Here is a 25,014-nt window from a genome sequence, read left to right as displayed (position 1 = left end):
CATAATAACCTTGCAGGACTTACTTCCAAATAACCACACGTACAGACCACTAATTTCAATAATATTAGTTTTAATCACTCTCTACATGATTGCTAAGAATTTAAAACTAAGATCTATGTCATACAAAACAGCGAACATGCTATTATTGTCATTTTTTATATTCACTTGTGTTTACCATGTTGTTTTATCGATAATCATTCAACAGCCTATATTTGAAAATTACTTTTGGATTTTCTTGTGTTTTATATATCTTTTATCATGGTTACGGATGCGCTACATTTCAAAAAAATAAGATGTCTAATATTAAAATAGGGACATACATGCTATGTCGAAATAGATTAACTAAAAACCGCTCAACCATCTGGATTGAGCGGTAAGCGAAATAGAATATTATTTTTTTACAGCATGGATATAATGAATGGTTTCAAATGCTGACAAATAATCCGACCGATGATTAAAGAAACGCTCGTTTATCATAGTTGGAGATAAGTGTTCATATATCAGTAAATCTGACTTGTCTAATATATTCTCGATTTCATCATAAGTAAAACATGACTTCATAGGTTCTCCGCTCGCTGATGCCATTTTCACCATATTTTCAACTCGGTTAGATATTCCCTTCTCCTCAAAGAGTTTCTCATCTGCATAATCAAAAACAATAGAACTTCCTGATGGAACTTGGGTAAATAGATCATTGAGCAGTCTTGCATTGTCCTCTTTGGTTAAATAATATGAAACCCCTAAAAGGCTAAAGAACGTTTTTTTGTTTTCAAATCCTTCTTGTAATAGATTTTGATAAGAGAACTTATCGGTGAAGTCCATAGATACAAAATGTAGATGACTTGGGATTTTAAGATTCGCCTGAGCTAACCTTTGTTTTTTAAATTCCTGAGTGGAGGGGTAATCAATTTCAAATACTTTTAAGCTGTCTTCCAATTCTGGGTGTCTGAAACAAAAGGTATCTAGTCCAGCTCCAAGTATGGCATATTGTTTTACTCCTAACCTAAGTTCATTAAATAATACCTTTTCGCAATACGCAGAACGAGCTAAGGGTGTTGGAGAAAGCTGAACTTGGGTAATCCATTTTAATATTTCTTCTGGAGCATCATGAAATCTTTGAGCAATTTCAATATTAAAGAATTGAATTCCTTTAATCATGTTTTCACGAATATCTTCAAATTCTTTTTGGGAAATTAAATCTTTGGCAATAAAATCATCAAAAATTTTGGGTGTGTCATATATGCTATGATATGCTCGACCAAAGGCTGATATTAAGGAAGTTAAACTTGATTCATTCTTCTTCATACAATAACCCTCCGATATAACAAAAAAAGATTCCCCTGGCCAGGAGAATCTTATTATACACACGAATAGAATAGATGTAAATTATAGCACAAATATAAAATTTTGTCAATACATAAATTAAATCAAATTCTGTTTATTTCTGTTGATGGTCAACTATAGCTTATAAGTTTGTCATTTACTGTCTTTGCTAAAGGCGCTTGGGCATGCTATAAGTGTAAAAGAGGCAGAAGCATGGTGCTTTTGCTTTTGAATTTTGGGATAAAATTAAGTCCTGGTATCCATAATGAAAGGATTTTTTATATGGTTGAAAATTTTTGGCGTGAATTGCCACGGCCTTTTTTTGTACTGGCTCCCATGGAGGATGTGACGGATGTTGTTTTCCGTCATGTGGTAAGTGCTGCGGCCAGGCCGGATGTGTTTTTTACAGAGTTTACGAATACAGAGAGCTATTGTCACCCGGAGGGGCACCAAAGTGTGCGTGGGCGTTTGGCTTTTACAGATGATGAACAACCGATTGTGGCACATATCTGGGGAGATAAGCCGGAGTATTTCCGGCAAATGAGTATCGGCATGGCGGAGCAAGGGTTCAAGGGGGTCGATATCAATATGGGCTGCCCTGTCCCTAATGTTGCAGAGAATGGCAAGGGGAGCGGCCTGATCTGTCGTCCAGAACTTGCAGCAGATTTAATCCAAGCCGCAAAAGCAGGCGGGCTTCCCGTAAGCGTAAAAACAAGGCTTGGTTTTACGGCTGTAGACGAATGGCAGGGTTGGCTAACCCACATTTTGGAACAAGACATTGCGAACCTATCCATTCATCTGCGCACAAGAGAGGAAATGAGCAAGGTACCTGCCCATTGGGAGTTAATCCCGGAGATTAAGAAGCTCCGTGACGAGGTGGCACCAGGCACGCTCCTAACGATTAACGGGGATATCCCTGACCGTCAAACTGGGCTGAAGCTCGCTCATGAGTACAGAATTGATGGCGTTATGATCGGGCGTGGTATTTTTAATAACCCATTCGCCTTTGAGAAAGAGCCAAAAGAGCATAGCAGCAAGGAATTGCTGGATCTCTTAAGGCTGCATCTGGATCTTCATGATCAATATTCATCCTTGGAACAGCGCTCCTACAAGCCGCTTCCACGCTTTTTCAAAATCTATGTTCGTGGATTTCGCGGGGCAAGCGAGTTAAGAAATACCTTAATGAACACAAAATCAACGACTGAAGTGCGTGCATTGCTCGATGATTTTGAAAGCAGGAATGTTGTTGAGGCGGGGGAGTAGTAGAAGGGGCCTTCATTTAGAGGCCAAAGCGGAGCATATTAACAACATCCAGAGCGCAGCGAAGATAGACCGTGTCCTTGTCGGAGCGGTCTATTTTTTGTCTTTATCAGGCCAAAGCTAAAGCATGTTTCATCCGGTTAGGCTAATATCATGCGTCTATATGGAGGTTAATCGGCCTTGCTCAGCTCGTCCAGAAATGCGGGGCGCTGATTGTACTGTGTCTTGAGTTCAATAATTCAGCCGTATGGATTTTTATCCTCAACCAGTCTGAGGTACACTTGACGGATTCTAAAATCTCCGGTTGCCCTTAGTTCGGAAAGAACGCTCCGGTAAAAGGTTTCTTTACCGCCCTCATACAGAGACTCCAGCTCGTCATAATAGGTATAATCTCCATTCAGCAAAAGTTCTTTCGCCAGTAGGGCTTGCTGTTTGGGCAAAAACAGCTTCTTATAGGCCACATATGCGGCCCTTTTCCATGGGCTAACCCATCCCGTGAGGGGGCTGTCCTGCCGCAGTTCCTCTTCAGCCAATAGGAGGATGCGCTGCTAGTCTCATTTATCCATGCTTTCTTCAATGGCCCACGCTTGCTCTAAAAAAACTAAAGTGCAGGTGCTCCTGCACAAATTCCTCCGCTTCCCGACGGGAGCCGTATTTCAGGATGCCTAAAGTCAAGGCTGCCTAGTCATATTAAGCAGCAGTGAAATATCCTCAGTCGAGCCTACGGAAATCACTGTTTTCTGCGCATGGTCTACAATCTTCTTCATTCTCTCGGCCAGATCGGATCTTGTGACAATCACATCAGCTTCTTCAACCGCACGAATCAGCGCCTCGTCTGAGCTTGATGAGACGTCAATCGTTTGAATTTCAGCATAGCTTAGTTTCTTAATCTCATCTAAATAAAACATGCAGGAAGCATCCTTACACTCAATGAACAGATAGCGCTGCTTTCCTTTGGGCCGCTGATCAAACAATTGGACATAAGCAAAACCCGATAACAGCAGGTCATCTACGGATAAATGTAAAGAGCGGGCTTCATTAATCATTTGCTCCACAAAAGCAAAGTGAGGGTTTCTTGCTTGGAAACGGGCGATTTGTTCTTCACCTGCGACCTGTGTGCCCCGTCCCTTTTGCATCAAAAGGAGACCCTCTTCTTTTAACTGGGCATACACGCTTTGAATGGTGTTCCGGTTAATCGACAGCTGTTCAGCAAGCTGATTGGTGGAGGGAAGTGTATCTCCAGGTTCGAGGTGACCTTTGCCGATTAGCCATTTGATCTGTTCTTTAAGCTGGATATGAATGGGCAGCGGAGAGTGGGGATCAATTTTCAAAATCAAGCCTGTGTTTTTCATGCTTAAGTGCCCCGCTTTCTTAATTGTCTATTGATTTAGATAACTAAAGCTTAAAGAAGTAGGCAGCAAAAATCAAGTTTCCCACGTAACTTGACAATGTGAAGGTTTAGGATTACTCTATATACATAAATGATTATTTAACTAGTTAACTGGTTTATATTTGCTGGATGATGACAGATGCTCTACAAACAAATTTAAGGAATCGTGTTACGCGATCATGCTTTACCGATTAGAATTACGTACCACGTACCCTGAATCACGGACCACAGCTTAAGTGAAACCTACGAATAGTAGCTGCCTGAGTCGGCTTATGAGGGATGGTTAGCATTCGGACAGTTGCGTTTGGGGCAGGCTTCGTAAAATGGGGTGGAACGATGAAAAAAGAACTGAAACTGACATCAATCCGGGAAGTTGAAGCATTTGTTGAGCAGCACGAATGGAGTTTTTTATACGTATCCAGTCCGGATTGCAGCACTTGCCACGCGCTTTTACCGAAGCTAAGGGAGCTGCTTGCCGATTACCCGCTAATCCATTTCGGTCATGTGGATGCTAGTGAGGTTCCGGAGGTGGCGGAGAAGCTGCTGATTCTAAGTGCGCCGATCATGCTGCTGATCATTGGGCAGAGGGAGTATTTGCGGGAGGATCGTTTTGTACGGTTCGGGGATTTGCGAGAGAAGCTGGATCATCTGCATCACATCTATAACGGTTAACCATTTATATTAATAAAACTGGGAGGAATGTAAAATGGCAGTTGCACATACTAATGACCAAACTTTTGCGAGTGACATTCAAAGCGGGCTGACTCTGGTGGACTTCTGGGCTCCATGGTGCGGACCATGCCGCATGATCGCTCCTGTATTGGAAGAGCTCGATCAGGAACTGGGCGGCGCAGCTTCGATTGCTAAGCTCAACGTGGATGAAAACCCAGAGACTGCGCAGGCATTCAAAGTCATGAGCATTCCGACACTAATTCTGTTCAAAGACGGCAAACCCGTCGATGGTGCCGTTGGCGTCCAATCCAAAAGCGCGCTGCAAGAGATGATTAATAAGCATAAATAAGCGGGAAGTAAGATGGAACTGTAATAAGTGAAAGGGAAAGTCCGGACGAAGCGTTCGGGCTTTTTGTTTATACTGCTTCATTCTACTGGGCTTTTGAGTCTACACAAACTATGATTCATAACTTATCCTGTGTAAAATTCAAACCTTGAAATGCAGACTCGTGGCTTTCAAGGTTTTTTTAATTGTAAAATAGTCCCTTCGCCATATGAGGGTACAGACCTAAGCACCTTCTCTGGTTGCAAGGGAATGGAGTATGCTCATAGAACGGAGTTTTTTACATAATTATCCTTAAGTAAATCTAGCATGTACATAAGTTTGGATGGGGGACAAATATAGCTGATCGATGCCTGCTTTAATGAAGCATTTGGTTATTGAAGAGCTTGAAGTCATTAGCGGGGATAGCAAGGTGCCAAGCCAATAATACTAAGAGCGCTGCTAGGTAGTTGAGAGGAGCTGTTTTTAAGTATGAGGATGTTTATCTAGAATGGCCCTTATTAATTGGGCATATATATATGACTTAGAATTTGATCACGGTTACTAAGCTTATATTCGGAATTAGTCGTGTGGTGAATCTCTAAATAGAGTTTGCCGGATTCCTAACGATATATTGCTTTATTATCACTCAAAGGAGCGAAAAATTTTGAAAAGAATACTGTCTCTAGTCTTAGTAATTGCTTTTATATTATCGGGTTGTGAAGGAAATAGTGTGGAGGACCAGAAAAAGGATCAAAAAGTATCAAAAACAGAAGAAAAGTCACCTGCCCTTACAACGCATACAACACATACAACGGTGTCAGATCTAAAAAAGAAGTATAACGGAGAAGAGGAAACGCAATACTTATCACCGATGTACAACGTGAATTACAATCAAGTTTTTAAAATAAAATTCAACTCAAATTTATATTCTACACATGCCTTCGCTCATAGCGATAAGGAAATTGCCGAACGGTTTAGACAAGATGATGCTGTTAGATTTAAGAAAAGTATCGCAACTGTACATACAGACCCAAGGTGTTTATATGAAAGTGAAGTATCTACACTCGAAGCAGTTGAAGACACTAATACTAGTCAAAGTGTGTTAACCCTAAGTGCATTCAAGCCGGTATTAACCTCTTTTGATTCTACTAGGGATACAGAAAACTCTTGGGGAAACGCCCCTATGTATTATATTTGTATCCGTTATGACTTAGATGCAAAAACACCGACAAAATTGAAAAAACCGATAATTATACCTTTTACAATCAAATCTCCACTACCATCACCGAATGCTGCCTATCAAATTGATGCTGATGGAAGATTTAAACTGGTATGGAACAAGGTAAAAGGTGCTAAGAAGTATAATGTTTATAATGTAATGTCCATGCATAATGCCGAAAAAATCAGTGGGGCGGAGGAAGGTTTTAAACATACATATCCCTATTTAATTGGCACGGTTACCGATACGGAATTTCAAGACTTTGCATCAGATGGAAATCAAGGATTGTTATATGGAGATCGGAACCCGCATGGTTCCAGACGAAAGGCAACGATCGCACAAAATAGGATGGTCGAAGGAGAGTTCTATGTAACGGCTGTTGATGAAAATGGAAATGAATCAAATTTCAGCCCTGCAGTTAGCACATTTCATTTATCTAAAACCCTGGTAATTGGTATGGAAGAGTTGCACGAACTATATTACTCAGGATTTCAAACCATTGATGAGTTACCTAAAAAAATCAAATTGTATGCAATAGATAATACAACGATTTTGGAGCGGGATCTAATTTATGAAAATCATATTGAATATGACAAAGATGGCTTTGCACTAATTCCTTATAAAGTGAAAGGAACAGCGATTAGCGGTACAACCACAGTATACTCATTTGATAAACAAAAATGGAGTGCCTTTATAGATAAGCAGGATACTAGAGATCACAGCAATGGAGGTCTACTTGAGCCGGAAAACGTCATGGAGTACGCTCCCGACCCTTCTATTGTCGATAATTCAACAAGTCATAATGATGATTTGATTGAACATCAGAAAGCAAATACACGGGAGCAGCTGGATGAGGGCAATAAAGAATATGTTCCTCTAACAGAAGCGGCTAATGATTATAAAATCAATGCAGATTCTGCATTAGAAGAGTACTTGGCCTTAAATTTAATTGCCGCAAACCAAGAGATTTCATTGAAGGCATTCCCAGAGGCCCTAAATATCGACTTTTTAGCGGATACCTTACTCAAAGTAAAATACCAAAATCCATTAATATTAGATGTTGAGAATTATGGCTTCGATTTTAAAAAATCCACTCTATTTATTAGTTATAGCGAGAGTAAAGATAATATTGCCAAGCAACAAAAAGAAATCATGCAAGAAGCGCGCAAAATCCTCTCGCAGATTATTACAAATGATATGAGTGATGCCGAAAAGCAACAAGCGATATATGATTATTTAAATGATCATGCAAAATATGATGACGCAGCTTTGGAAAATGCCGAGAAAAACAATTTTAAGACGATTGATAAAAAATTTAATGATTCTTTTACGGCCTATGGAATCATGGTAAACAAAATTGGAGTATGTGCTAGCTACGCGGCAACCTACAAGCTGCTTAGTGATTTAGCAGGCTTAGATAGCATCGTCGTAACAGGTTACCTTGGAGGCGTACCGCATGCGTGGAATAAGGTGAAGATCAATGGGAAGTGGTACAATGTCGATTCAACCAATAATGAAACAAACTCGGGCGTCGGTTACTTATTATATAATTCTGACGATGAAACAGCAGAGGATCTGGAGTTTACCTTTGATAAAGATTATTGGACAGATGAAGGGTTGAAGCAATTTGTTAGTAAAGACAAGTCATTGGATTATTACAGAACGAAGGGGCTGGAGATTAATTCTCCGACTGAATATAAAAATAACCTTCTAAAATTTTTAAAAGGCAATGAGAAAACCTTCATTGTTCGATTAAGTGATGATGTAAACGAAGATGATGTTATTAAAGTTATACAAAACGTTTATTATGCATCTTCCAATGCCAAATTAAAGAATGCAACATTAAGCGGGCTACTAAGTTACCTTATTTTAGAGAATTAAAGAGGTTGTAGGGTGACGAAGACCAATAATGGAATCGAAGTGAAAGAACAGAGTTCGGCCCGTAATTGAAAAAGCAACCTTAAGCGACCTGAGTCCGATTTTCACATGGGCTTAGGTTGTTTAGTTTTTAGTGCATCATAGAACAGATATTCGCTGAGAACCTGAAGTCACTTTCCCCTGTCATAATGAAAAGAAAGACGCGCGGGAGTGGATTACGACGAATCAGCCGATTTATGCCGCTATTACTACAGGTACCAAGCACTATTACGGAACAGAGCTTTTTTGAATTGTAAAATAGTTCCTTCGCCACATAAGGAAACAGACCTAAGCACCTTCTCTGGCTGCGAGGGAATGGAGTATGCTCATAGAACGGAGTTTTTTACAGAATTATCCTTAAGCAAATCGAGCATGTACATAAGTAGGGATGAAGGATTAAATATAGCCTTGAATGAGGAGGTTTATATGGAGCAAAAGGTAGACCCGGCCAAGGTTATGGATCTATCCCGCCAGCTCAAGACCCTGAGCAGTGCCGTGGAGAACCATTCGATCGGGGTGCACCGGGAGATTCAGAGACTGGTGGACAATACGCGTAAGGATTATTCGGAGGCCTATGTCCGGCAGGCAGCGGGGCAAGTGGACCAGCTGCTCAGCGAGATGAAGCGGATCATGGATCAGCTGTTTGGAAGCATGGAGAAGAAGGAAGCGGACCTTAAGTGGGCGGCAGAACAGTACCGGAAGGCAGAGGCGGAAGCGAAGGCCAAAACCAAGCAGAGCCTCTCCTCAAAATTCGGGGTGATGAAGTGGACGTTCACCCAGCTTACGGAGCGGGCAAGTGAGCTGCGTCAGCAAATGATGGACACCTACATAAATCTGCTGAGGAATCCGCCCACCCTGATGGATATGGTTAAGGCGCTGGTGAATCAAGCGAAGGATTTCTCGCTGGAGCGCAGGCTGAAGCCCTTCCAGGAAGATGAGCGGATCGCGTCCTTGCTGGACATTTTACATACGGGAGAAGAGAAGGACCAGATTTGGGCACGGGAAGAGCTGGAGAAGATCTCTGCAGCCTTTGGCGAAATCTCCAAAAGCCAGGTAGCCTACAGGGTTTACCAGGCGTATGGGAGACAGGGATATATGGATGAGGCTCGTGCGGAGGCGGAAAGGCAAAGAAACCTGTTGGCCGGGCTCGGCGTCGATTCCAAGTGGTATGGGCCGGGGGTAGACTTGAGAGTACACTTTAAAGGCTCTCCGAGCACAGCTTGTAAGTATAACCCGCTGCTTACAGACGGGTCGCCCATGCCCAAAGAGAGCGAGCTCGTGCTTGTTGTTGAGATTGGCATGCTGGATGGGAAGTACCGCAGCTGGGCAGAGGCGAATTATCCCCAGATCGAGACGGCAGTTAAGAAGATGATCCAGGAACGTAAAGAGCGGGAGCGCCAAATTGAAGAGTACAACCGTGAGATTTCATCGGAGGATATTGAGAAAGTACAGGAGTATTTAAAGAAACAGGAACTGTATTTTGGAGAAGTGAATGGCAAGTATGACGAGGAGTTCCTAGAGGCGATGAAGACCTATCAGCAGCTGAGCGGGAACACCCAGCCGGATGGAAAAATCGATGCGCAGCTAGTACAATTAGTAGAGAATTCCAAAGAAGCAGGCTGGCTCACGCCTGTAGGTGTAGCCGAAGGGGTCGTCAGACAGGTCGGGGACGATGCCGTCGATACCGTGACGGGGATCATCAATTTTGTACCGCAATCCTATACGCTGGCGAAGGCGATCTGCAACGGAGAGATTAGCTTTGAGGATATCAAGAACAGCATAGGGGAGAGCCTGGCAGAGGAATATAAGGAGCCGTTCAAGACGCTGGATCGCTTGTCCTGGAAGGTCATGAACGGGGACGCGACTTACGCCCAGTGTGTGGAGTACGGAAGGGCTGTCACGAAGGTGGCTCAGGTCTTTCTGGTTGCCCTTAGCGCCGGTAAAGCGGGAATCAAACTCTCCAGCAGTGCTATGCAGAAGCTGAAAAAGGTGCTCCCTGAGATCGCCGACACTTTGAAAAAGCAGCCGGTCGGCATGACAGAGCACGGATTTAATATGACGATCCCGGATACGAAGGTACCGGATATACGGATTGAACAGAACGATACGCAGAAGAACTTTTGGAAAGTGATTCATGAGGAACGGCAGGGGATTGAGGGGAAGGGTGAAATTCCCAAGTCTGTTATAGAGAAAGAGAAATGGCTCGGGAGTCTACAAAACACAGATAACTTTAAACAAGGAACTAAAGAAAATGGATTAAACCATATTTTTGATGGTGAAATACTCAAGAATGGGAATGCCAATGGTTTTCATTATGAAGGGATGCCAAATAGTAACGGTAAAATTGTCGGGAATGTTGACCCACCTAATGAGTTTGGTGTCTATCAAGCCAATGTTGAAATTAATGGAGTACTAAAAGGACCTAAATCTACATTTTTTCCAAAGGAATGGACACCACAACAGGTAATAGATTCAGTAAATGAAGCTTTTAATAATAAAGTAAATATAAAAAACAACAAATATATAGGGAAAACAAGCACGGGAATGGAAATAGAGTTTATTTTAAGAAATGATAAGATAATCTCAGCATATCCAATATACTGAATTGGAGGGTACTTCAATGATGATAAAATATAAATATAAATTGAAATATATGGATGAATTTAATATGGTTGTATTGGATTTTGACGAGGAAAAATCACTAGAGTTCGCCAGTATGATAAGTGATCCCTTAGGATCTGATATACCTTGGAGATTTAAAGATTTGAAAAAGGATATTGAGAATTATGTTGATTTATTAAGGGGAAATATACCCGAATATAGACATGGAGGAAATGCATCCAGCGTTATATCTTATAAAGACTATACAATAATTGAAGATCCATTTTATGATGAGGAAGAAGATGAAATTGAACCGATCTGTAAATTAGAGACAGTTGAATTTGTGAAAATTATATTACTATGGGCTTACGAAACTTATAAATATAAAAGCGAGAGGGGAGTGATTGCTCTAGAGGAGGCAGAAATGGTTATGAATTGGATTGAACAAAAAATGTTAGAAGTTAAGAGTATAGAAAATGAATCTGTAAAATAGATTGTGTAGAGCCATTTAAACCTTAACAATAAGTTAGTACAAAACAACCAACAATGCCACAATGCGAGCTAGCCGCCCGTGTTGTGGTCTTTTTTATCCTCTATATGTATGGCGGGTAGATGAAATAGATCACCCCCAGTGCGAATGAACCCATCATCCAACAAATAACACATATAACCTTTGTAATACCTGTATAAAGATTACTTCATCTCGGTTGTACGCACATTAAACGCTTTAATTTTAAACCATAAACTTAGAGAAGAGCTACGAAAGTTAGTACTAGATGATAATATTGAAAGAAGTAAAGCTGCAAGAGAGGTTTCGAAGTTGGTAAAGGTTCTAAAGCCTTTCATATTGTAACAAAGGACGGTGAGTAGGTATGAAGATAGATACCTTTATTAAAGAATACGATCTGCATGATAGCCTGATGGAAGATATTAATATTAAGAGTGAGAAATTGGTTCTCGTTATTGATCTATGTAATTGGAGACAGAAAAATTACAGTGGCGAGGAAGATGAAATGAAAGAAATTAAGGTTATTTTCAATAATGTACAAAGTTATCATTTAGATTCAACAAATGATACTGGAGATTCCGATTCTATTTTGGAGATCAGTTGTTCGGATGTGGATTCTTCATCAACATCGAAAGTGGATTGTCAACATTAAATCAGACAGCTTTTTTAAGGGCTGCTTGGCGATACTGAACAGGCGTCATGTATCCCAGTGATCCATGGATTCGATGTTTGTTAAACCAGTTGACGTAGTCGTATAATTCCAACTGCAGGTGATCAAGACTCTGGAAATCCATCTGGTGGATGAACTCCGTTTTCATGACCTTGTAGGTAGCTTCTGCCACAGCATTGTCATAAGGACACCCCTTCGCGCTTAACGACCGACCGATCCTAAAGGTCTCCAGTAGCTCATCCATCTTCTGGTTTTTAAATTCACTTCCACGGTCCGTATGAAACCACTGGATTTTGCTTAGGTCGCCTTCTACCGTAGCAAAGGCACGCGAAACCAGAACAGCGTCCTTATGTGGACCTGCACTATGGCCAATGATCTCTCGATTGAATAGGTCAATGAGGACGCAAATGTAGTGCCAGCGGTGCCCCGCCTTCACATACGTCAAATCGCTAACGACGAAGCGCTTAGCTTCAGCCTGATCAAACTCACGATCTAACACATTCGTCGTTGCCGCCTCATTACAGGACGTCTTGTGGGGTTTAAACTGGGCAATGGTATAGGTTGAGACCAGACCCTGCTCGCTCATGATTCGGCCAATACGGCGTCTGGACACGATAAGTCCTTGTTCCTGAAGTTTGGTTTTGATCTTTCGGGTACCGTAGGCTTTTCGGTTTTTATGGAAGATACCCACAATAGCTTCTGTGATCTCGTCTTCATTCGGTTGTTCTTTCGCTTCATAGTAAAAGGTGCTTCTTGCGATTTGCAGGACGTCACACATTGCTGATACCGAGTATTTATCACGATTGTTCTGGATGATAGCTACTTTCGTCCCATGATCAGCGCGGCTTGCTTTAAAATATCGACCTCCATCTTCAAACGCTGGTTCTCTTTTCGCAAGGCCACCAGTTCGTTTTCATCTGACCAACGATTGTCTTTTTCCTTGAAGGAACCTGACGTCTGGGCTTGCTTGATCCAGCGATCTAAAGCTGAAGCTGTGAGGCCATATTCCTCCACAATAGCTACTCTGGATTTCCCGTTTTCATAGAGTTGAACCATTTGCTTTTTAAATTCAGAGGTGAAGGTTCGACGTTGTTGTTTTGGCATTGTAGAGATCCGCTCCTCATAGTGTTGTTTTCATTCTACTAGCCCTTATTTTTTCTGTCCAACTAAGTGTAGACGATCCAGAAACATTTATTGACTATGTAGAGTTTAATAATGAGATTAACAATAGCACATTAAAATTGTTACAACAAATAAGTGATTTGAATACTAAATTACTTAGGTCAAATAAATTATCAAGAATACTGAAATATCATCACGGGCTACCACCAAGTACCAAATGACCCTCATCCAACTAATATACCTGTGTGTAATCCCCATATAAATAATCCCCTTATATTAACAAAAAAAGCTTATTTTCATCTATAGAGTCCTCTCCAATCTTTCAATGCCTCTGTTCGTGTCAAGAGTAGGTATAATTTCTCCACGTACCATAACCCAAGATATGGTAGGATTTAAAATGAACAGGAACACTTACATAAGACTTAGAAGAATCCAATGAATAAAGAACATAAAGCTATGACGCAGTATTTTCGAAGTGCAATCGCGGGGGCCTTGCACTTGGGAATTGATTTTAAAAATGAATCGTTTCATATACTGGATCCAAGTATTTTAGTGGACGGTCAGATATCAACGGAGACGAGTGCGAAGATCTTTGCTGAAGCTAGCAAGAAGAATAAAGGACAAAAGTCTCAAGAGAAACTGAATGTAGTGATCAGTGCCAAGACGGTCAAAACCAATTACAAAGATTTTGTCAAAACACAGGACGAAGTGGATGAGTTAACGGGTGTTTATTTTATTCCGGCCATCCTCTACAAAAGTGGGAAACTGGCGTTTGATGATGAGAATAACAAGCTCCCATGGTTCCCGCGAGAATACCTGCAACCTATGGTCGAACCTAAATTGTCTATTGGGTATGTAGATGAGGTGGATCAATTCATCAGCAGCCATGTGGATCAGAAGGAACAAATAAAGACTTGGTCTGATTATGCGGCGTATTTAAGAGATTTCTATGAGTCGGTAACGAAGGTCGGATTTGAAGATAATGCGCTTCCTAACATGGAGGATGGGGATTCGCCCGTTGAACTGGAGCAGAAAGTATACCTTGTGCTCGATCCGACGGTGAACACCACAAGACAAATTATGGATCTGTACAATGAGCTGCTTCAGAATAAAGATCCAAAACCGTTATATGAACAGTTCATGTCTATAGAGCCCGCCAGCTTGCGTCCCTTGGTCCCGAATAGTGTGGACAATATGCGCCTTCACCATGGGCAAATGGGGGGCGAGTATCCTTTATCTCCATCCCAAAGGGAAGCCATTCATCATATGAACCTCCTTCAAGAAGGTGAGATCCTGGCCGTGAATGGTCCACCGGGAACGGGAAAAACCACTCTTTTGCAATCTGTCGTGGCGGATATGTATGTGAAGAGAGCGCTGGCCACCGAGAAAGCACCTCTAATCGTGGCGACTTCAACGAATAATCAGGCGGTAACGAACATTATCGCTTCTTTTGGAAATATTCCTAAAGTAGGCATCTCGAATCTGGAGGAACGCTGGATCGAAGGCGTGCACAGTTTCGCAACTTATTTCCCATCCAGTACCAAAGTGAAGGAAGCCCGTGATCAGGGATATCAGTTTACAAATTCGAGAGGGCACCATTTTGTCAGTGATATTGAAGCGCAGAATAATCTGGAGAACTCTGTAACTAAAATGCTGCAAAGCTGCAATCAGTATTTTGGTACCCATTATACGAGTCTTAGTGATTGTCAGGCGAAGCTGCATGAGGAATTAAAGTTTTTCGACAATCGCAGAAATAGTCTGCTTAATTTATATGTAGAAGCGGGCCAATTCGATCTGCAGGGGAGGGCTGTAGATGCCTATTTAGCCTATCTGGAAAAAGAGATTGAGCAGTTGACAGCTTCTATTCAGGCTATAGGCATGAGGCTTGAGGAATGGCGGGAATGTTTTCGCAGGATCCCGTTTGTTTTGAGATGGTTTTCCAAGCGAGTACGGACGGAGGTCCGGCTGTGGATGAATGAGGACGAATTGGACTTTTTAAATGAAAATATGAAATACAAAGACATCAAGGAAGCCTACAGTCTTCGTTACCAGGATGTTAACCGGAAACTGGCGGACCTGAAGAAGCTTAAGGACCAGGTAGAGCAGTGGATAACCAAGTATGATAATGAATTGGCTGTGTTACAACAACACGGTGTCATATTACATGATGAATTGGCAGCCACATACGAAATGACGAGTGACAGGATGAATGAAATTTTGGATCGGAAAATCCGTTACATGGAGTTCTGGCTAGCCGTCCATTATTACGAGTGTAGGTGGGCTAGTGGAGAAGATGCTTTGACTGCGAAGCAAACAGGCACAACCCATAAAAATGTATTAGAAAAGTTCTATAGCCGGCTGGCGATGATCACACCTTGTCTTGTAATGACGTTTTTTGTGCTTCCAGGACAATTTGCCGCTTATGGTGAGCAGAAGAAGTCCCATCTTTTCAACTTTATTGACTTGTTAATCGTGGATGAAGCAGGCCAAGTCTCTCCTGAGATTGCGGCTGGCGCTTTTTCTCTTGCGAAGAAGGCCATTGTCGTTGGGGACGTGCATCAGATCGAGCCGGTGTGGAGTCTGAATAGGGCGCTGGATAAAGCCCTTGCTTGGAGTCATGGCGCGATCGGTTCACTGGATGAATATGAGCGTCTGGAACAGAGCGGGTTAACAAGCTTCGACTCCAGTGTGATGAAGGTTGCCACTAAGAGCTGTAACTATGAGAAATATGAGCAAAGAGGATTGTTCCTCTCCGAACATCGTCGCTGCTATGACGAAATTATTGAGTACTGTAACAAGTTAGTATATAAGGGGAAGCTGGAGCCCAAACGAGGCAAAGGCAGCGAAAAGACTGGACGAGCGCTAGCACACTGGCCGCAGATGGGCCACCACCAGATCGGCAGCACGAAATCGAGCAAACAAGGATCAAGCAGATACAACCGCCCGGAAGCCGCACGAATTGTGGAGTGGCTCATCGAAAACTTTGATCAAATCCAAGCCGCTTATCCGTCCGAAAAAGAAAATAATCTTGTGGGCATCATCACTCCCTTCAAGGCACAGGTTAGCTGCATTCGCGCCGAGATGAGAAGGAGGGCTCCGGAATTGCTCTTCAAAGTGAGTGTTGGAACGGTTCATACTTTTCAAGGCGCAGAGCGGAACCTGATCATTCTATCCACGGTGTATGGCAGTGGGGATGGGTGCTATTTTATGGATGCAAACAAGAGTCTGATGAATGTGGCGGTCTCCCGGGCCAAAGATCACTTTTTTGCATTTGGGGATCTGGGATGCTTGAGCACAAGTGTAAGCACGGCCAGCGGATTGTTAAGGAAGAATGTGGTGGGGAATGTAATTTGATATTATTCAGTAATGTCTAATCGTTTATGAAGGGTTAGAGTGAGTGAGCAAAGGGAGTAGCTCAGGGAAAGGTATGAATATGGAGAGGGCAATCCAGATCAACGGATTGCCCTCTTTTTTAAGGAGAGATGGAAATAGGTACCCGATAATTCTCCGTCTCTTTACGCAACTTACATTGTACTAATGTCAATTACGAATCTATACTTCACATCTGAAGCTAGTACGCGCTTGTAGGCTTCGTCAATCTGGTCGGCCGTTATGACTTCGATCTTAGGCACGATGCTGTGCTCTGCACAGAAATCCAGCATTTCCTGTGTCTCGCGAATGCCTCCAATCATGGAACCGGCAAACGAACGGCGATGTCCTATGAGGGACATCACATTGACTGACAGCGGCTCCCCAGGGGCACCAACGTTCACTAAAGTTCCATCCAGCGTGAGCAGGGAGAAATAAGCATCCATATCGATACTTGCACTTACCGTGTTAATGATCAGATCAAAGTGCCCGGCAAGCTTTTCAAATGTTTCTGGATCGCTTGTGGCATAGTAGTTGTCTGCGCCTAACTGTAGCCCATCCTCTTTTTTCTTCAAGGATTGTGAGAGAACGGTCACCTCGGCTCCCATAGCATGTGCAATTTGGACCGCCATATGGCCAAGACCGCCCATTCCCACAACCGCTACTTTTTTACCTGGACCCGCTCCCCAGTGGTTTAACGGCGAATAGGTCGTAATCCCTGCGCACAGTAATGGAGCAGCTGCATCAAGCTCAATGTTGTCTGGAATTCTAACGACAAAACCTTCGGTTACGACAATGTGAGTAGAATATCCACCTTGGGTTGGCTCACCGTATTTGTCTACACCAGCGTAAGTAGGGATATTTCCTTTGAGACAGTATTGCTCTTCGCCTTTACGGCAGTTCTCACATTCGCCGCAGGAATCAACCATACAGCCAACCCCAACTCGGTCACCGACTTTGTACTTTGTAACTTCTGGTCCCACAGCTGTGATAATTCCTGCGATCTCATGTCCTGGTACCAGCGGGTAGTTTACCGGACCCCATTCTCCATGGGCTGTGTGAATATCGGAATGGCATATGCCGGCATACTTAATTTCAATTAGGACGTCGTGGGAATCCAGATCCCGTCGTTTAATTTCAGCCGTGCGAAACGGTTGGTCTGGACCATCGACAGCTCGTGCTTTTGCAGTGATCATCATAAAACCTCCTAAAATTTCTACTTTCTAGCCCTACTTGTTGCTCTTTGCAAATCCATGTTAATCCTTACAGTTAACTCTAAGTCAAGCCGTAGATTTTATTTTCTTGGGAAGCTCCTTGATTAGAAAGATGCTGATTTTGACATTCAACAAGTTGCATGATAAAGTCCCTTTATGTTTTAGAGTTAACTCGAAGTCTATATCATGATGAATAGGAGATGCGGAATGAAGAGCTATTCTATCAGCGAAGTTGCCAAGGAATTGAATCTTACCCCATATACTTTGCGTTACTACGACAAGGAGGGGCTTATGCCCTTTGTAGAACGGACACCCAGCGGAACTAGATCATTTAAGGAATCTGATATTGAGGCTTTAAAAGTCATTGAATGTTTGAAATGTACTGGGATGCCGATCAAGGAAATTAAAAATTTCATTGATTGGTGTTCTGAGGGAGATGCTACATTGCAGCAAAGATATGACATGTTCATGGAGCGCAAAGCCACTGTAGAAGCACAGATGGAAGAACTGAAAAAGACCATGGAAGTCATTGAACATAAATGCTCATATTATAGGACTGCATTGGATGCCGGGACGGAGGATATTCATAAGAATCACAAAATAGCGAGTGCCTTTACGAAATAGCAGAAACCCGCCTGTAGTTTATAAATGACAGGTGGGTTTGTTAAAACAGCGGGAGCCTAGGACTTTAAGTTTGGTCCAGTGGCTGCCGCTATTTCTATTATCAGGCCAGTTCTAAACACGATGTTCGTATAATCTGACGATTGCTAACCGCGATGGCGCACGCTGGATTGGTTGAAGTGGTATTTTATCCTATATAAACCAATTAAATATGCTATACTCTATTTTTTATGTTATCATATACCCATATATTGGATTAAAAATGGTTTTATTGACAATTCATTTCGATTTAGCGCCCATATTACTTCATCATTAAGGAGTGGTAGAAATGCCGGATTCAAGTCTAATGACACTAGAAAGAGTACAAGCGTCCTATTCTTTCAAAACAACAGACTTTTTCATGTTTCGTACTCCTTTATTACCGCTCGATTTCTACGATGCTTTTTTCTCTAGTCAGGAAGAAAGAAAGCAGGATCGTACTCTAAATGAGTATCAGGCTCGTGCTAGTTACCTTGTGAAAAATGCGCTTCATCCCATCATTCGGGAAGCGATTGCGGTCTCAAGCCCCAGTCTGCTAGCTTCCCTCGACAATTTTGATTTCTCTTTCAGCCATAAGAAGAGCATGCAGCGAGTTCGCAGTTTAATTCGTTATCTGATACGCATAACAACCCGTCCAACCCCTTTTGGATTGCTGTCAGGTCTTGATTATGGCACCTTTACTGATCATACCCAGTTGGTTCTAGAACCTTTAGGAAGCTACAAGAAATACACACGTCCCGATATGGAATGGTTACTGAAATTAATGAGTGATCTGGAAAAGGATGACCGGGTGATCGGCGCCATTACGGTTCAAAGCAACACCTCGGTTTACAGAATGGGGAGCAGATTGAAAAATCCTTATCATACAGGGTATGGACAAAATTTAAAAGTAGGAAAATCATTTCAGAACGATTCTGTGACGATACGCTGGACTCCGGTTGTTGAAGACGTATTAGATAAAGCTCAAACACCTCTTCCTTTTCATGAATTAGTAGATTGGGTTTACAATCAATATCCTGATACTGACCGTGAAGTGATTAAGCCATTTTTAAAAGAGCTCATTCGCCAGGAATTCTTAATGACTTCGCTGCGGCCTCCATTAATGAATACAGAGCCTTTCTCTTACTTCTTGCAAGAGCTCGGGAAAATTAACGGGATAGAAGATATTAAGGATGCATTAGATATGCTTTACAAGATGCTGCAGGACTATAACGGGTTGCCGATCGGAGAAGGGGAGACCGAGCTGAGAAACATGCAGCAATTCATGAAGCAAATCCATGAAACCAAGGATCTCCTGCAAGTAGATTTGTCTTTGGCTGGTCAACCTCTTCACATCCACAACTCCGTTCAAATGGAAATTGAACGTACGGCAGATGTTCTATGGAGACTATCACCTACTATGACGGGGTCCATTCATATACAATCGTATCTTAATGATTTTATGGAGCATTATGGGGTCGATCAGGAAATTCCATTAGTGGAATTGTTGGATCCTGATTTAGGGTTGGGAGCGCCAGCAACTTATTTATATCCCCCTTCCAGTCGAACACTGGGACAGAAACCAGAGATTTTTCATAAAAAAAGGGATGTCTTAGTGGAAGAGTGGATTCAACATGCGATTAGGGAAAACGGTATGGAGATTGAGCTGACAGAGGAGAAGATCCATCAGCTTCAGGAAGCGGAACTCCAAGAACACGAACTGCCTACCTCCATGGAGCTCTATTTTAACCTATTTGCTGCCTCTAGCTCTGCTGTGGATCAAGGGGATTATCAACTTACTCTTGCCGCTAATCCTGGCTCCCTGGGAGCAGGAAAGACGTTCGGACGTTTCATGCATATGATGGACGAGCCTATGAAAGACAAGCTTAAGCGATTACATGAAGAGGAAAAGAGGCTTAGCGAGGATGAAATCTGGGTAGAGCTTGTTTATTTGCCTTCAGCTGGACGTTCCGCAAATTTAGTCATCAGTGAAAATAACTCGTTCTATGAATTGGCCATAGGTACGCATTCTTCAAAGTCTGAGAAACATACCCTTGCCGTTACGGATATTTTGGTAGGCTGCCATGATAATTGCTTTTATCTGAAATCGAAGTCACTAGGCAAACGAATTATACCTCATATTAACAACATGCTTGACTGGACTAAAGCTCCTAACCTATACCGGTTTCTAGCGGATCTGGCCTTTGAAGGCAAACGAAGATGGTCTCCCCTCCACTGGACCAGCAAGGAGACTCTCCCGTTTGTCCCGCGCTTTCGCGTAGGGCGCGTAGTGCTGCTCCCGGCTGAATGGAGGCTTAATCACAGTACCCTTGAAGTGGATGAGAGGATGTCACTCGAAGAGTGGATGCATAGTTTCACAGCCTGGCGGAAGAGAATGAATATCCCTCAGTACGTCTTTTTGAGAGAAGAGGATCATCGTCTGCTGCTAAATCTGGATCAGATCCTCCATGTGGATTTAATTCGCCAGGAATATGAACGGTTGCAGCCTGGTGAGTTGATTCGCTTAACAGAAACCGGAATGCACCCGGAAGATCACTGCTGTACAGGCCCCGAAGGCAGATATATGACAGAGTTCGTAGTGCCGCTGGTCAGATCTAAAGCTTCAGCCCAAGGTTCGGGTTCTTCCGTTCCCCTTGTTAAGCATGATTATATTCCAAGGGCAGAGCGTCTGCAGCTTCCAGGTAGTGACTGGCTGTATGTCAAATTGTATGGTTTTAGTCAGCGGCAAGAAGAGCTTATTGCGGGTCCACTGTACAATTTTGTTAGAGAGTCCTTGCAAGAGGGATGGACAGACCAATTTTTCTTTATTCGTTACTATGATGAGGGCTCACATTTGCGGATTAGATTTCACGGGAGTTCTGCGGGGTTAGTCCAGAAGGGGATTCCCAAGCTCTATCAGTGGGCGAGAAGCCTTCAGCAGGAAGGCTTACTATCGCGGATGGTTATTGATAGCTATGATCCTGAAATTGAGAGATACGGAGGTAGGGCGCTTATTTCGGCGGCCGAGAGCGTATTTAGCCAGGATAGTCTTATGGTTACGGAGTGGATTCGGAACAAGCAGTCAGGTTTGCTCGAGATGGATTATGACTTCTTTGGCATCGTGAGTGTGATGGATATTTTGGAGCAATTCAGCTATGTGTTATCTGATTCTATGGATTGGCTTATCCCCGGGGCAGATCATAAGGAACATTTGGATTTATACCGTAAATACCGTACTAGGCTGCTAAGCTGGACTGAACCTGGTCTATTCAAGGCTTCGGACAATACCGACCGCCCTCTGGTCATGCAGTCGCTTGAGGGAAGGCGCGCTTCGATTCGGGAGTATGCTGAACAGGTGCGGAGGATCGGCTTGCAGGGAGACTTGCGGAATCATCCGCAGCACTTAGTAAGAAGTATCATTCACATGCATTTAAACCGGTTGATTGGAACAGACCGGGCTAGAGAATGGCGGATTTTGACCCTGGTTAGACACACCATGAGGAACTTAGCGCAGATACGAGGTGTGAAGTCATGACAGCCAGGGAAGAGGTTCTTCATTTTAAAGTAATCAATATTATTCGCTCCTTTAAGTTACTTCCACGTGTTTTTAAAATACTATGGGAGACCCACCACTTCTACTTCCTTACCATTTTGATCTTAAATGTGGTAAAGGGCCTCATTCCCGCTGCGTTGCTGCTGGCGACCCAGAACCTGATCAACAGTGTGATTATCGCACATGGTAATGGCGTCTTTGAAGGTGTTATCACCTCCTTTATCTGGCTGGTGGCCATTACCTTATTCAACGAGCTTTTAGGCTATACGGATAACTATTTTCATCATTTGTTTGAAACCATGCTCTCCAATGAAGTGAATATCAAAATTATGGAGAAATCTATAAAGCTGTCCCTGGCGACATTTGAAGATGCTGAAGTTCAAGACCAGCTAACTAGGGCGCAAAGCGAAGCGAATAGCCGGCCTTACCAGATATTTATGACGATTCTCTCTCTAATTAGCGGGACGGTTACGCTCATTTCTACTGCAGCTATCTTATTAGTCTGGCGGTGGTGGGTGGCAGTGATATTGATCCTGCTGCCTGTAGCTTCATTTGTCTCCTATTTAAAATTAGGCCAGCGCGAGTTTGACGTTCATTTCAAGCGGGCCCCCAAAATGCGGGAATCCTGGTATCTATCTTTCTTATTAACTAAAGATGCTAGCTTCAAAGAAATCAAACTGTACAATCTGGGCAATTATTTGCTGGGTCACTATCAGGCAATATACCGGCAGTTTTTTGCTGAAGATAAGAAGCTGGCGCTTCGAAGGTTTTCGCTTTCCAGCGCTTTTCAGCTGCTTAATCTTGCGGTGATCAGTTCCGTTATCCTCCTCGTGTTATGGTCTGCTTATACCGGAGAAATCATGATCGGCAGTCTTGTAGCCATGGTGCAGGCTGTAAGCAATACACAATCCTCTTCCCAGGGAGTGCTTCAGCACTTACTATCGCTCTGCCAACACAACCTATATATGCAACAGCTATTTGCATTTCTGGACTTGAAGGTGGAGAACACAGGCAGCCGTCTGGAAACGGGAGATCCTTGGAATTACAGAATAAAACAGTTAGAGCTTAAAGGAGTTAGTTTTAAGTACCCCAAAAGCTCCAGAAATGCTGTTCAAGAGATCAGTCTTCAGCTGAACCAAGGAGAGACGCTGGCCTTGGTCGGCAAAAATGGCTCGGGCAAGTCGACTTTGGTGAAATTACTCACTCAACTGTACCAAGATTATGCCGGGGAAATTCTCATTAATGGATACCCTGCTCGGAACTTGGATCAAACCCAGCTATTGCGGAAGATCGGTGTGGTTTTTCAGGATTTTGTACATTATGAAATGCCTATGAGGCATAACATTGGGTTTGGTGAGGTTCAACAGGTAGATCATGACGAAGAGCTTATGGAGGCTGCAAGGAAAGCTGGGATTTTACCTTTGGTTAACCGGCTTCCTCAAGGGCTGGATACGCAAATGGGCAAGTGGTTTGAGGAAGGACATCAGCTCTCTGGAGGGCAGTGGCAGCGGGTTGCCATCGCCAGGGCTTATATCCGAAATGCCGATCTTTACATTTTGGATGAACCTAGCGCGTTTTTGGACCCGGAAGCAGAGTATGAAGTTTTCCAAATGTTTAGAGAGCTTGTGGCAGACCGGATGGGCATATTTATATCCCATCGTTTCTCGTCTGTTCGGTACGCAGATAAAATCGCTGTTATGGATGAAGGAAGAATTGTGGAGTACGGCAGTCATTACGAGTTAATGGCGATGAGAGGTCTATATCACGAATTGTATACCATGCAGGCTTCGGCTTATCTAGATAATGAAAAGGTGGTGGAAATATGACAAAAGTAGATCTGATCGGTTTAGAAGAAGACGCGCTGAAGGAGAAAGTGCTGTCCGAGGTGATTGAAGCAGCCGCTGTACTTAGAGACCGTGAATACGTCCGGGAAAGGGTGTTACAGGAGGCAGAGAAGACGGAGTTGCACTCCTTGTTAGGAGTCTCCTGGGGAGACTTGAGCCTGTCTCATGGATTGCCGGGTCTTTGTATATTGTTTGGACAGTTGGATCGCATGGATCCCGATCAGGGTTATGACGAGATAGGACACCAATATATGCTGGATATGAAGGCTGGAATCGACAAGGAAGGCATTCAGCAGCTTTCTTTATGGGGCGGGCTATCGGGGATCCTTATGGGGGCGCTAGCTTTATCGCGTGATCGTACCCGGTATACACATTTTATAGACCAGATGCTGGATTTGTTTGCGGATTATTATAAACCGCAGCTGAAGGCTGCTGTAGAAGCCATATCAACCGGAGTTGATATGTTTCACTATGATGTGATCCAGGGGTGGAGCGGCATGGGGCGTTGTTTGTTAAACTTCATAGACCATCCCAGAATTAGAGAGGCCGTAGAAGATATATTGAAATACTGTGTGCTTGTTGCCCAGCCTAAAATTGTAGACGGTCAGCTTGTACCAGGATGGCATATTCCTTCCCGCTTTCTCATCCATCAACATGAGCGTGAGTTATATCCTAACGGCCTGTTTAATTGCGGATTGAGCCACGGAATTCCTGGAGTATTGGCTTTCCTGTCGATTTCTTATGAACAAGGCATAGCTGTTGAGGGGCAAGATGAAGCGATCGATACGGTTGCCCATTGGCTTATTCAATGGGCTAGGGAGGATAAATACGGGCTTATGTGGCCTGCTTGTATCAGCTGGGAAGAACAGATAGCCGGGACATTCTTGAGGGAGCCCAAAAGCCGAGAAGCCTGGTGTTATGGTTCACCCGGTGTCGCAAGGTCACTATGGCTAGCCGGTACTGCGGTAGATCAACAAGAATGGAAAGATACAGCATTAGCCGCAATGCTTGCGACTTTTAAAAGACCCGAACAAGAGTGGAATCTGTTCTCTCCAATATTTTGCCATGGGTGGAGTGGACTGCTGCAAATTACGAGTCGGATGTGGAAAGAGAGCGGACACGAGGACTTGCGGCGAGAACGCAACCGGCTTATTCAACGTATTCTTGATTCGTATCAGCCCAATGCCCCATTTAGATATTTAGATGTCGTTCCCGTGGATGGACAGTTGGTGGAATTAAGCAAACCAGGACTTTTGGAAGGTTTGGCAGGAATCAGTCTAGCACTATTGGATACTGTATTTGAGAGCGAAATGGCATGGGACTCTATTTTTCTTATAAAATAAAATAGAAATATATTGTAAAAATAGAATTATATGTTAAGATGAAAG

General features: G+C 43.1%; 17 protein-coding genes. 12 read left to right on the top strand and 5 right to left on the bottom strand.

From position 1 onward, the window contains the following. Positions 1-390 precede the first annotated feature (390 nt). Complete coding sequence (locus DCC85_RS19145; RefSeq protein WP_108466998.1) at positions 391-1,305, bottom strand: class I SAM-dependent methyltransferase; 915 nt, start codon at positions 1,303-1,305, stop codon at positions 391-393. A 300-nt stretch (positions 1,306-1,605) separates the two neighbouring features. On the opposite strand from DCC85_RS19145, the gene DCC85_RS19140 reads away from it, so the two are divergent. Continuing rightward, positions 1,606-2,586, top strand: coding sequence for a tRNA dihydrouridine synthase (locus DCC85_RS19140; protein WP_108467969.1), 981 nt, complete (start codon positions 1,606-1,608; stop codon positions 2,584-2,586). 236 nt (positions 2,587-2,822) lie between these two features. On the opposite strand, the gene DCC85_RS19135 is transcribed toward DCC85_RS19140, so the two are convergent. Both DCC85_RS19135 and DCC85_RS19130 read right to left on the bottom strand, forming a co-directional pair. Beyond that, complete coding sequence (locus tag DCC85_RS19135) at positions 2,823-3,116, bottom strand: hypothetical protein (protein ID WP_159081930.1); 294 nt, start codon at positions 3,114-3,116, stop codon at positions 2,823-2,825. Between the two features lie 138 nt (positions 3,117-3,254). Beyond that, positions 3,255-3,935 (bottom strand): GntR family transcriptional regulator, encoded by a 681-nt coding sequence (locus DCC85_RS19130; RefSeq protein WP_108466996.1) that lies wholly within the window; start codon positions 3,933-3,935, stop codon positions 3,255-3,257. Positions 3,936-4,309: 374 nt separating this feature from the next. On the opposite strand from DCC85_RS19130, the gene DCC85_RS19125 reads away from it, so the two are divergent. The 6 genes from DCC85_RS19125 (at position 4,310) to DCC85_RS19100 (ending at position 11,867) form a co-directional block, all read left to right on the top strand. Then, positions 4,310-4,645: a thioredoxin family protein gene (locus tag DCC85_RS19125; RefSeq protein WP_108467968.1), complete on the top strand. Its 336-nt coding sequence runs from the start codon at positions 4,310-4,312 to the stop codon at positions 4,643-4,645. 34 nt (positions 4,646-4,679) lie between these two features. After that, entirely contained in the window at positions 4,680-4,994 is a 315-nt protein-coding gene (gene trxA / locus DCC85_RS19120; protein ID WP_108466995.1) for a thioredoxin, read from the top strand. A 640-nt stretch (positions 4,995-5,634) separates the two neighbouring features. Next, a complete protein-coding gene (locus DCC85_RS19115; protein WP_108466994.1) occupies positions 5,635-8,070 on the top strand; it encodes a transglutaminase domain-containing protein in 2,436 nt (811 codons plus the stop codon). Positions 8,071-8,532: 462 nt separating this feature from the next. Then, complete coding sequence (locus DCC85_RS19110; protein ID WP_159081929.1) at positions 8,533-10,710, top strand: EndoU domain-containing protein; 2,178 nt, start codon at positions 8,533-8,535, stop codon at positions 10,708-10,710. A 19-nt stretch (positions 10,711-10,729) separates the two neighbouring features. Then, positions 10,730-11,200, top strand: coding sequence for a hypothetical protein (locus DCC85_RS19105; RefSeq protein WP_108467967.1), 471 nt, complete (start codon positions 10,730-10,732; stop codon positions 11,198-11,200). Positions 11,201-11,579: 379 nt separating this feature from the next. Further along, entirely contained in the window at positions 11,580-11,867 is a 288-nt protein-coding gene (locus DCC85_RS19100; protein ID WP_108466992.1) for a hypothetical protein, read from the top strand. Position 11,868: 1 nt separating this feature from the next. Here the strand turns inward: DCC85_RS19100 and DCC85_RS19095 are convergent. Then, positions 11,869-12,989, bottom strand: a protein-coding gene (locus DCC85_RS19095) for an IS3 family transposase (protein ID WP_108466991.1) whose coding sequence is annotated in 2 segments (ribosomal slippage) — positions 11,869-12,740 and positions 12,740-12,989 — 1,122 coding nt in all. Because the reading frame shifts where the segments join, the coding sequence is not laid out codon by codon here. 453 nt (positions 12,990-13,442) lie between these two features. On the opposite strand from DCC85_RS19095, the gene DCC85_RS19090 reads away from it, so the two are divergent. Next, positions 13,443-16,361: an AAA domain-containing protein gene (locus DCC85_RS19090; protein ID WP_108466990.1), complete on the top strand. Its 2,919-nt coding sequence runs from the start codon at positions 13,443-13,445 to the stop codon at positions 16,359-16,361. Positions 16,362-16,531: 170 nt separating this feature from the next. On the opposite strand, the gene DCC85_RS19085 is transcribed toward DCC85_RS19090, so the two are convergent. Continuing rightward, the gene (locus tag DCC85_RS19085) at positions 16,532-17,572 is read right to left on the bottom strand and encodes an NAD(P)-dependent alcohol dehydrogenase (protein ID WP_108466989.1); all 1,041 of its coding nucleotides are present in this window, start codon (positions 17,570-17,572) and stop codon (positions 16,532-16,534) included. Positions 17,573-17,797: 225 nt separating this feature from the next. Between DCC85_RS19085 and DCC85_RS19080 the strand changes: the two genes are divergently transcribed. The 4 genes from DCC85_RS19080 (at position 17,798) to DCC85_RS19065 (ending at position 24,969) form a co-directional block, all read left to right on the top strand. After that, positions 17,798-18,214: a MerR family transcriptional regulator gene (locus DCC85_RS19080; RefSeq protein WP_108466988.1), complete on the top strand. Its 417-nt coding sequence runs from the start codon at positions 17,798-17,800 to the stop codon at positions 18,212-18,214. 325 nt (positions 18,215-18,539) lie between these two features. Further along, entirely contained in the window at positions 18,540-21,764 is a 3,225-nt protein-coding gene (locus DCC85_RS19075; RefSeq protein ID WP_108466987.1) for a lantibiotic dehydratase, read from the top strand. Between the two features lie 116 nt (positions 21,765-21,880). Further along, on the top strand, positions 21,881-23,608 hold the full coding sequence (locus DCC85_RS19070; RefSeq protein WP_234414241.1) for an ABC transporter ATP-binding protein: 1,728 nt from the start codon (positions 21,881-21,883) through the stop codon (positions 23,606-23,608). After that, positions 23,605-24,969, top strand: coding sequence for a lanthionine synthetase C family protein (locus tag DCC85_RS19065; RefSeq protein ID WP_108466985.1), 1,365 nt, complete (start codon positions 23,605-23,607; stop codon positions 24,967-24,969). Before DCC85_RS19070 ends, DCC85_RS19065 begins: the two co-directional genes overlap by 4 nt. Positions 24,970-25,014: the final 45 nt, after the last annotated feature.

This window comes from Paenibacillus sp. CAA11, from assembly GCF_003060825.1.
Classification (GTDB): domain Bacteria; phylum Bacillota; class Bacilli; order Paenibacillales; family Paenibacillaceae; genus Fontibacillus.
Note: the sequence above shows the minus strand (reverse complement) of the source record. Positions and strands in the feature narration are given on the sequence as shown.

Excerpts from the sequence above, each read along its gene's own strand:
- DCC85_RS19130 (WP_108466996.1), bottom strand. The coding sequence starts at position 3,935 with ATGAAAAACACAGGCTTGATTTTGAAAATTGATCCCCACTCTCCGCTG.
- DCC85_RS19145 (WP_108466998.1), bottom strand. The coding sequence starts at position 1,305 with ATGAAGAAGAATGAATCAAGTTTAACTTCCTTAATATCAGCCTTTGGT.
- DCC85_RS19085 (WP_108466989.1), bottom strand. The coding sequence starts at position 17,572 with ATGATCACTGCAAAAGCACGAGCTGTCGATGGTCCAGACCAACCGTTT.
- DCC85_RS19125 (WP_108467968.1), top strand. The coding sequence starts at position 4,310 with ATGAAAAAAGAACTGAAACTGACATCAATCCGGGAAGTTGAAGCATTT.
- DCC85_RS19065 (WP_108466985.1), top strand. The coding sequence starts at position 23,605 with ATGACAAAAGTAGATCTGATCGGTTTAGAAGAAGACGCGCTGAAGGAG.
- DCC85_RS19105 (WP_108467967.1), top strand. The coding sequence starts at position 10,730 with ATGATAAAATATAAATATAAATTGAAATATATGGATGAATTTAATATG.
- DCC85_RS19100 (WP_108466992.1), top strand. The coding sequence starts at position 11,580 with ATGAAGATAGATACCTTTATTAAAGAATACGATCTGCATGATAGCCTG.
- DCC85_RS19140 (WP_108467969.1), top strand. The coding sequence starts at position 1,606 with ATGGTTGAAAATTTTTGGCGTGAATTGCCACGGCCTTTTTTTGTACTG.
- DCC85_RS19090 (WP_108466990.1), top strand. The coding sequence starts at position 13,443 with ATGAATAAAGAACATAAAGCTATGACGCAGTATTTTCGAAGTGCAATC.
- DCC85_RS19110 (WP_159081929.1), top strand. The coding sequence starts at position 8,533 with ATGGAGCAAAAGGTAGACCCGGCCAAGGTTATGGATCTATCCCGCCAG.
- DCC85_RS19075 (WP_108466987.1), top strand. The coding sequence starts at position 18,540 with ATGCCGGATTCAAGTCTAATGACACTAGAAAGAGTACAAGCGTCCTAT.
- trxA (WP_108466995.1), top strand. The coding sequence starts at position 4,680 with ATGGCAGTTGCACATACTAATGACCAAACTTTTGCGAGTGACATTCAA.
- DCC85_RS19080 (WP_108466988.1), top strand. The coding sequence starts at position 17,798 with ATGAAGAGCTATTCTATCAGCGAAGTTGCCAAGGAATTGAATCTTACC.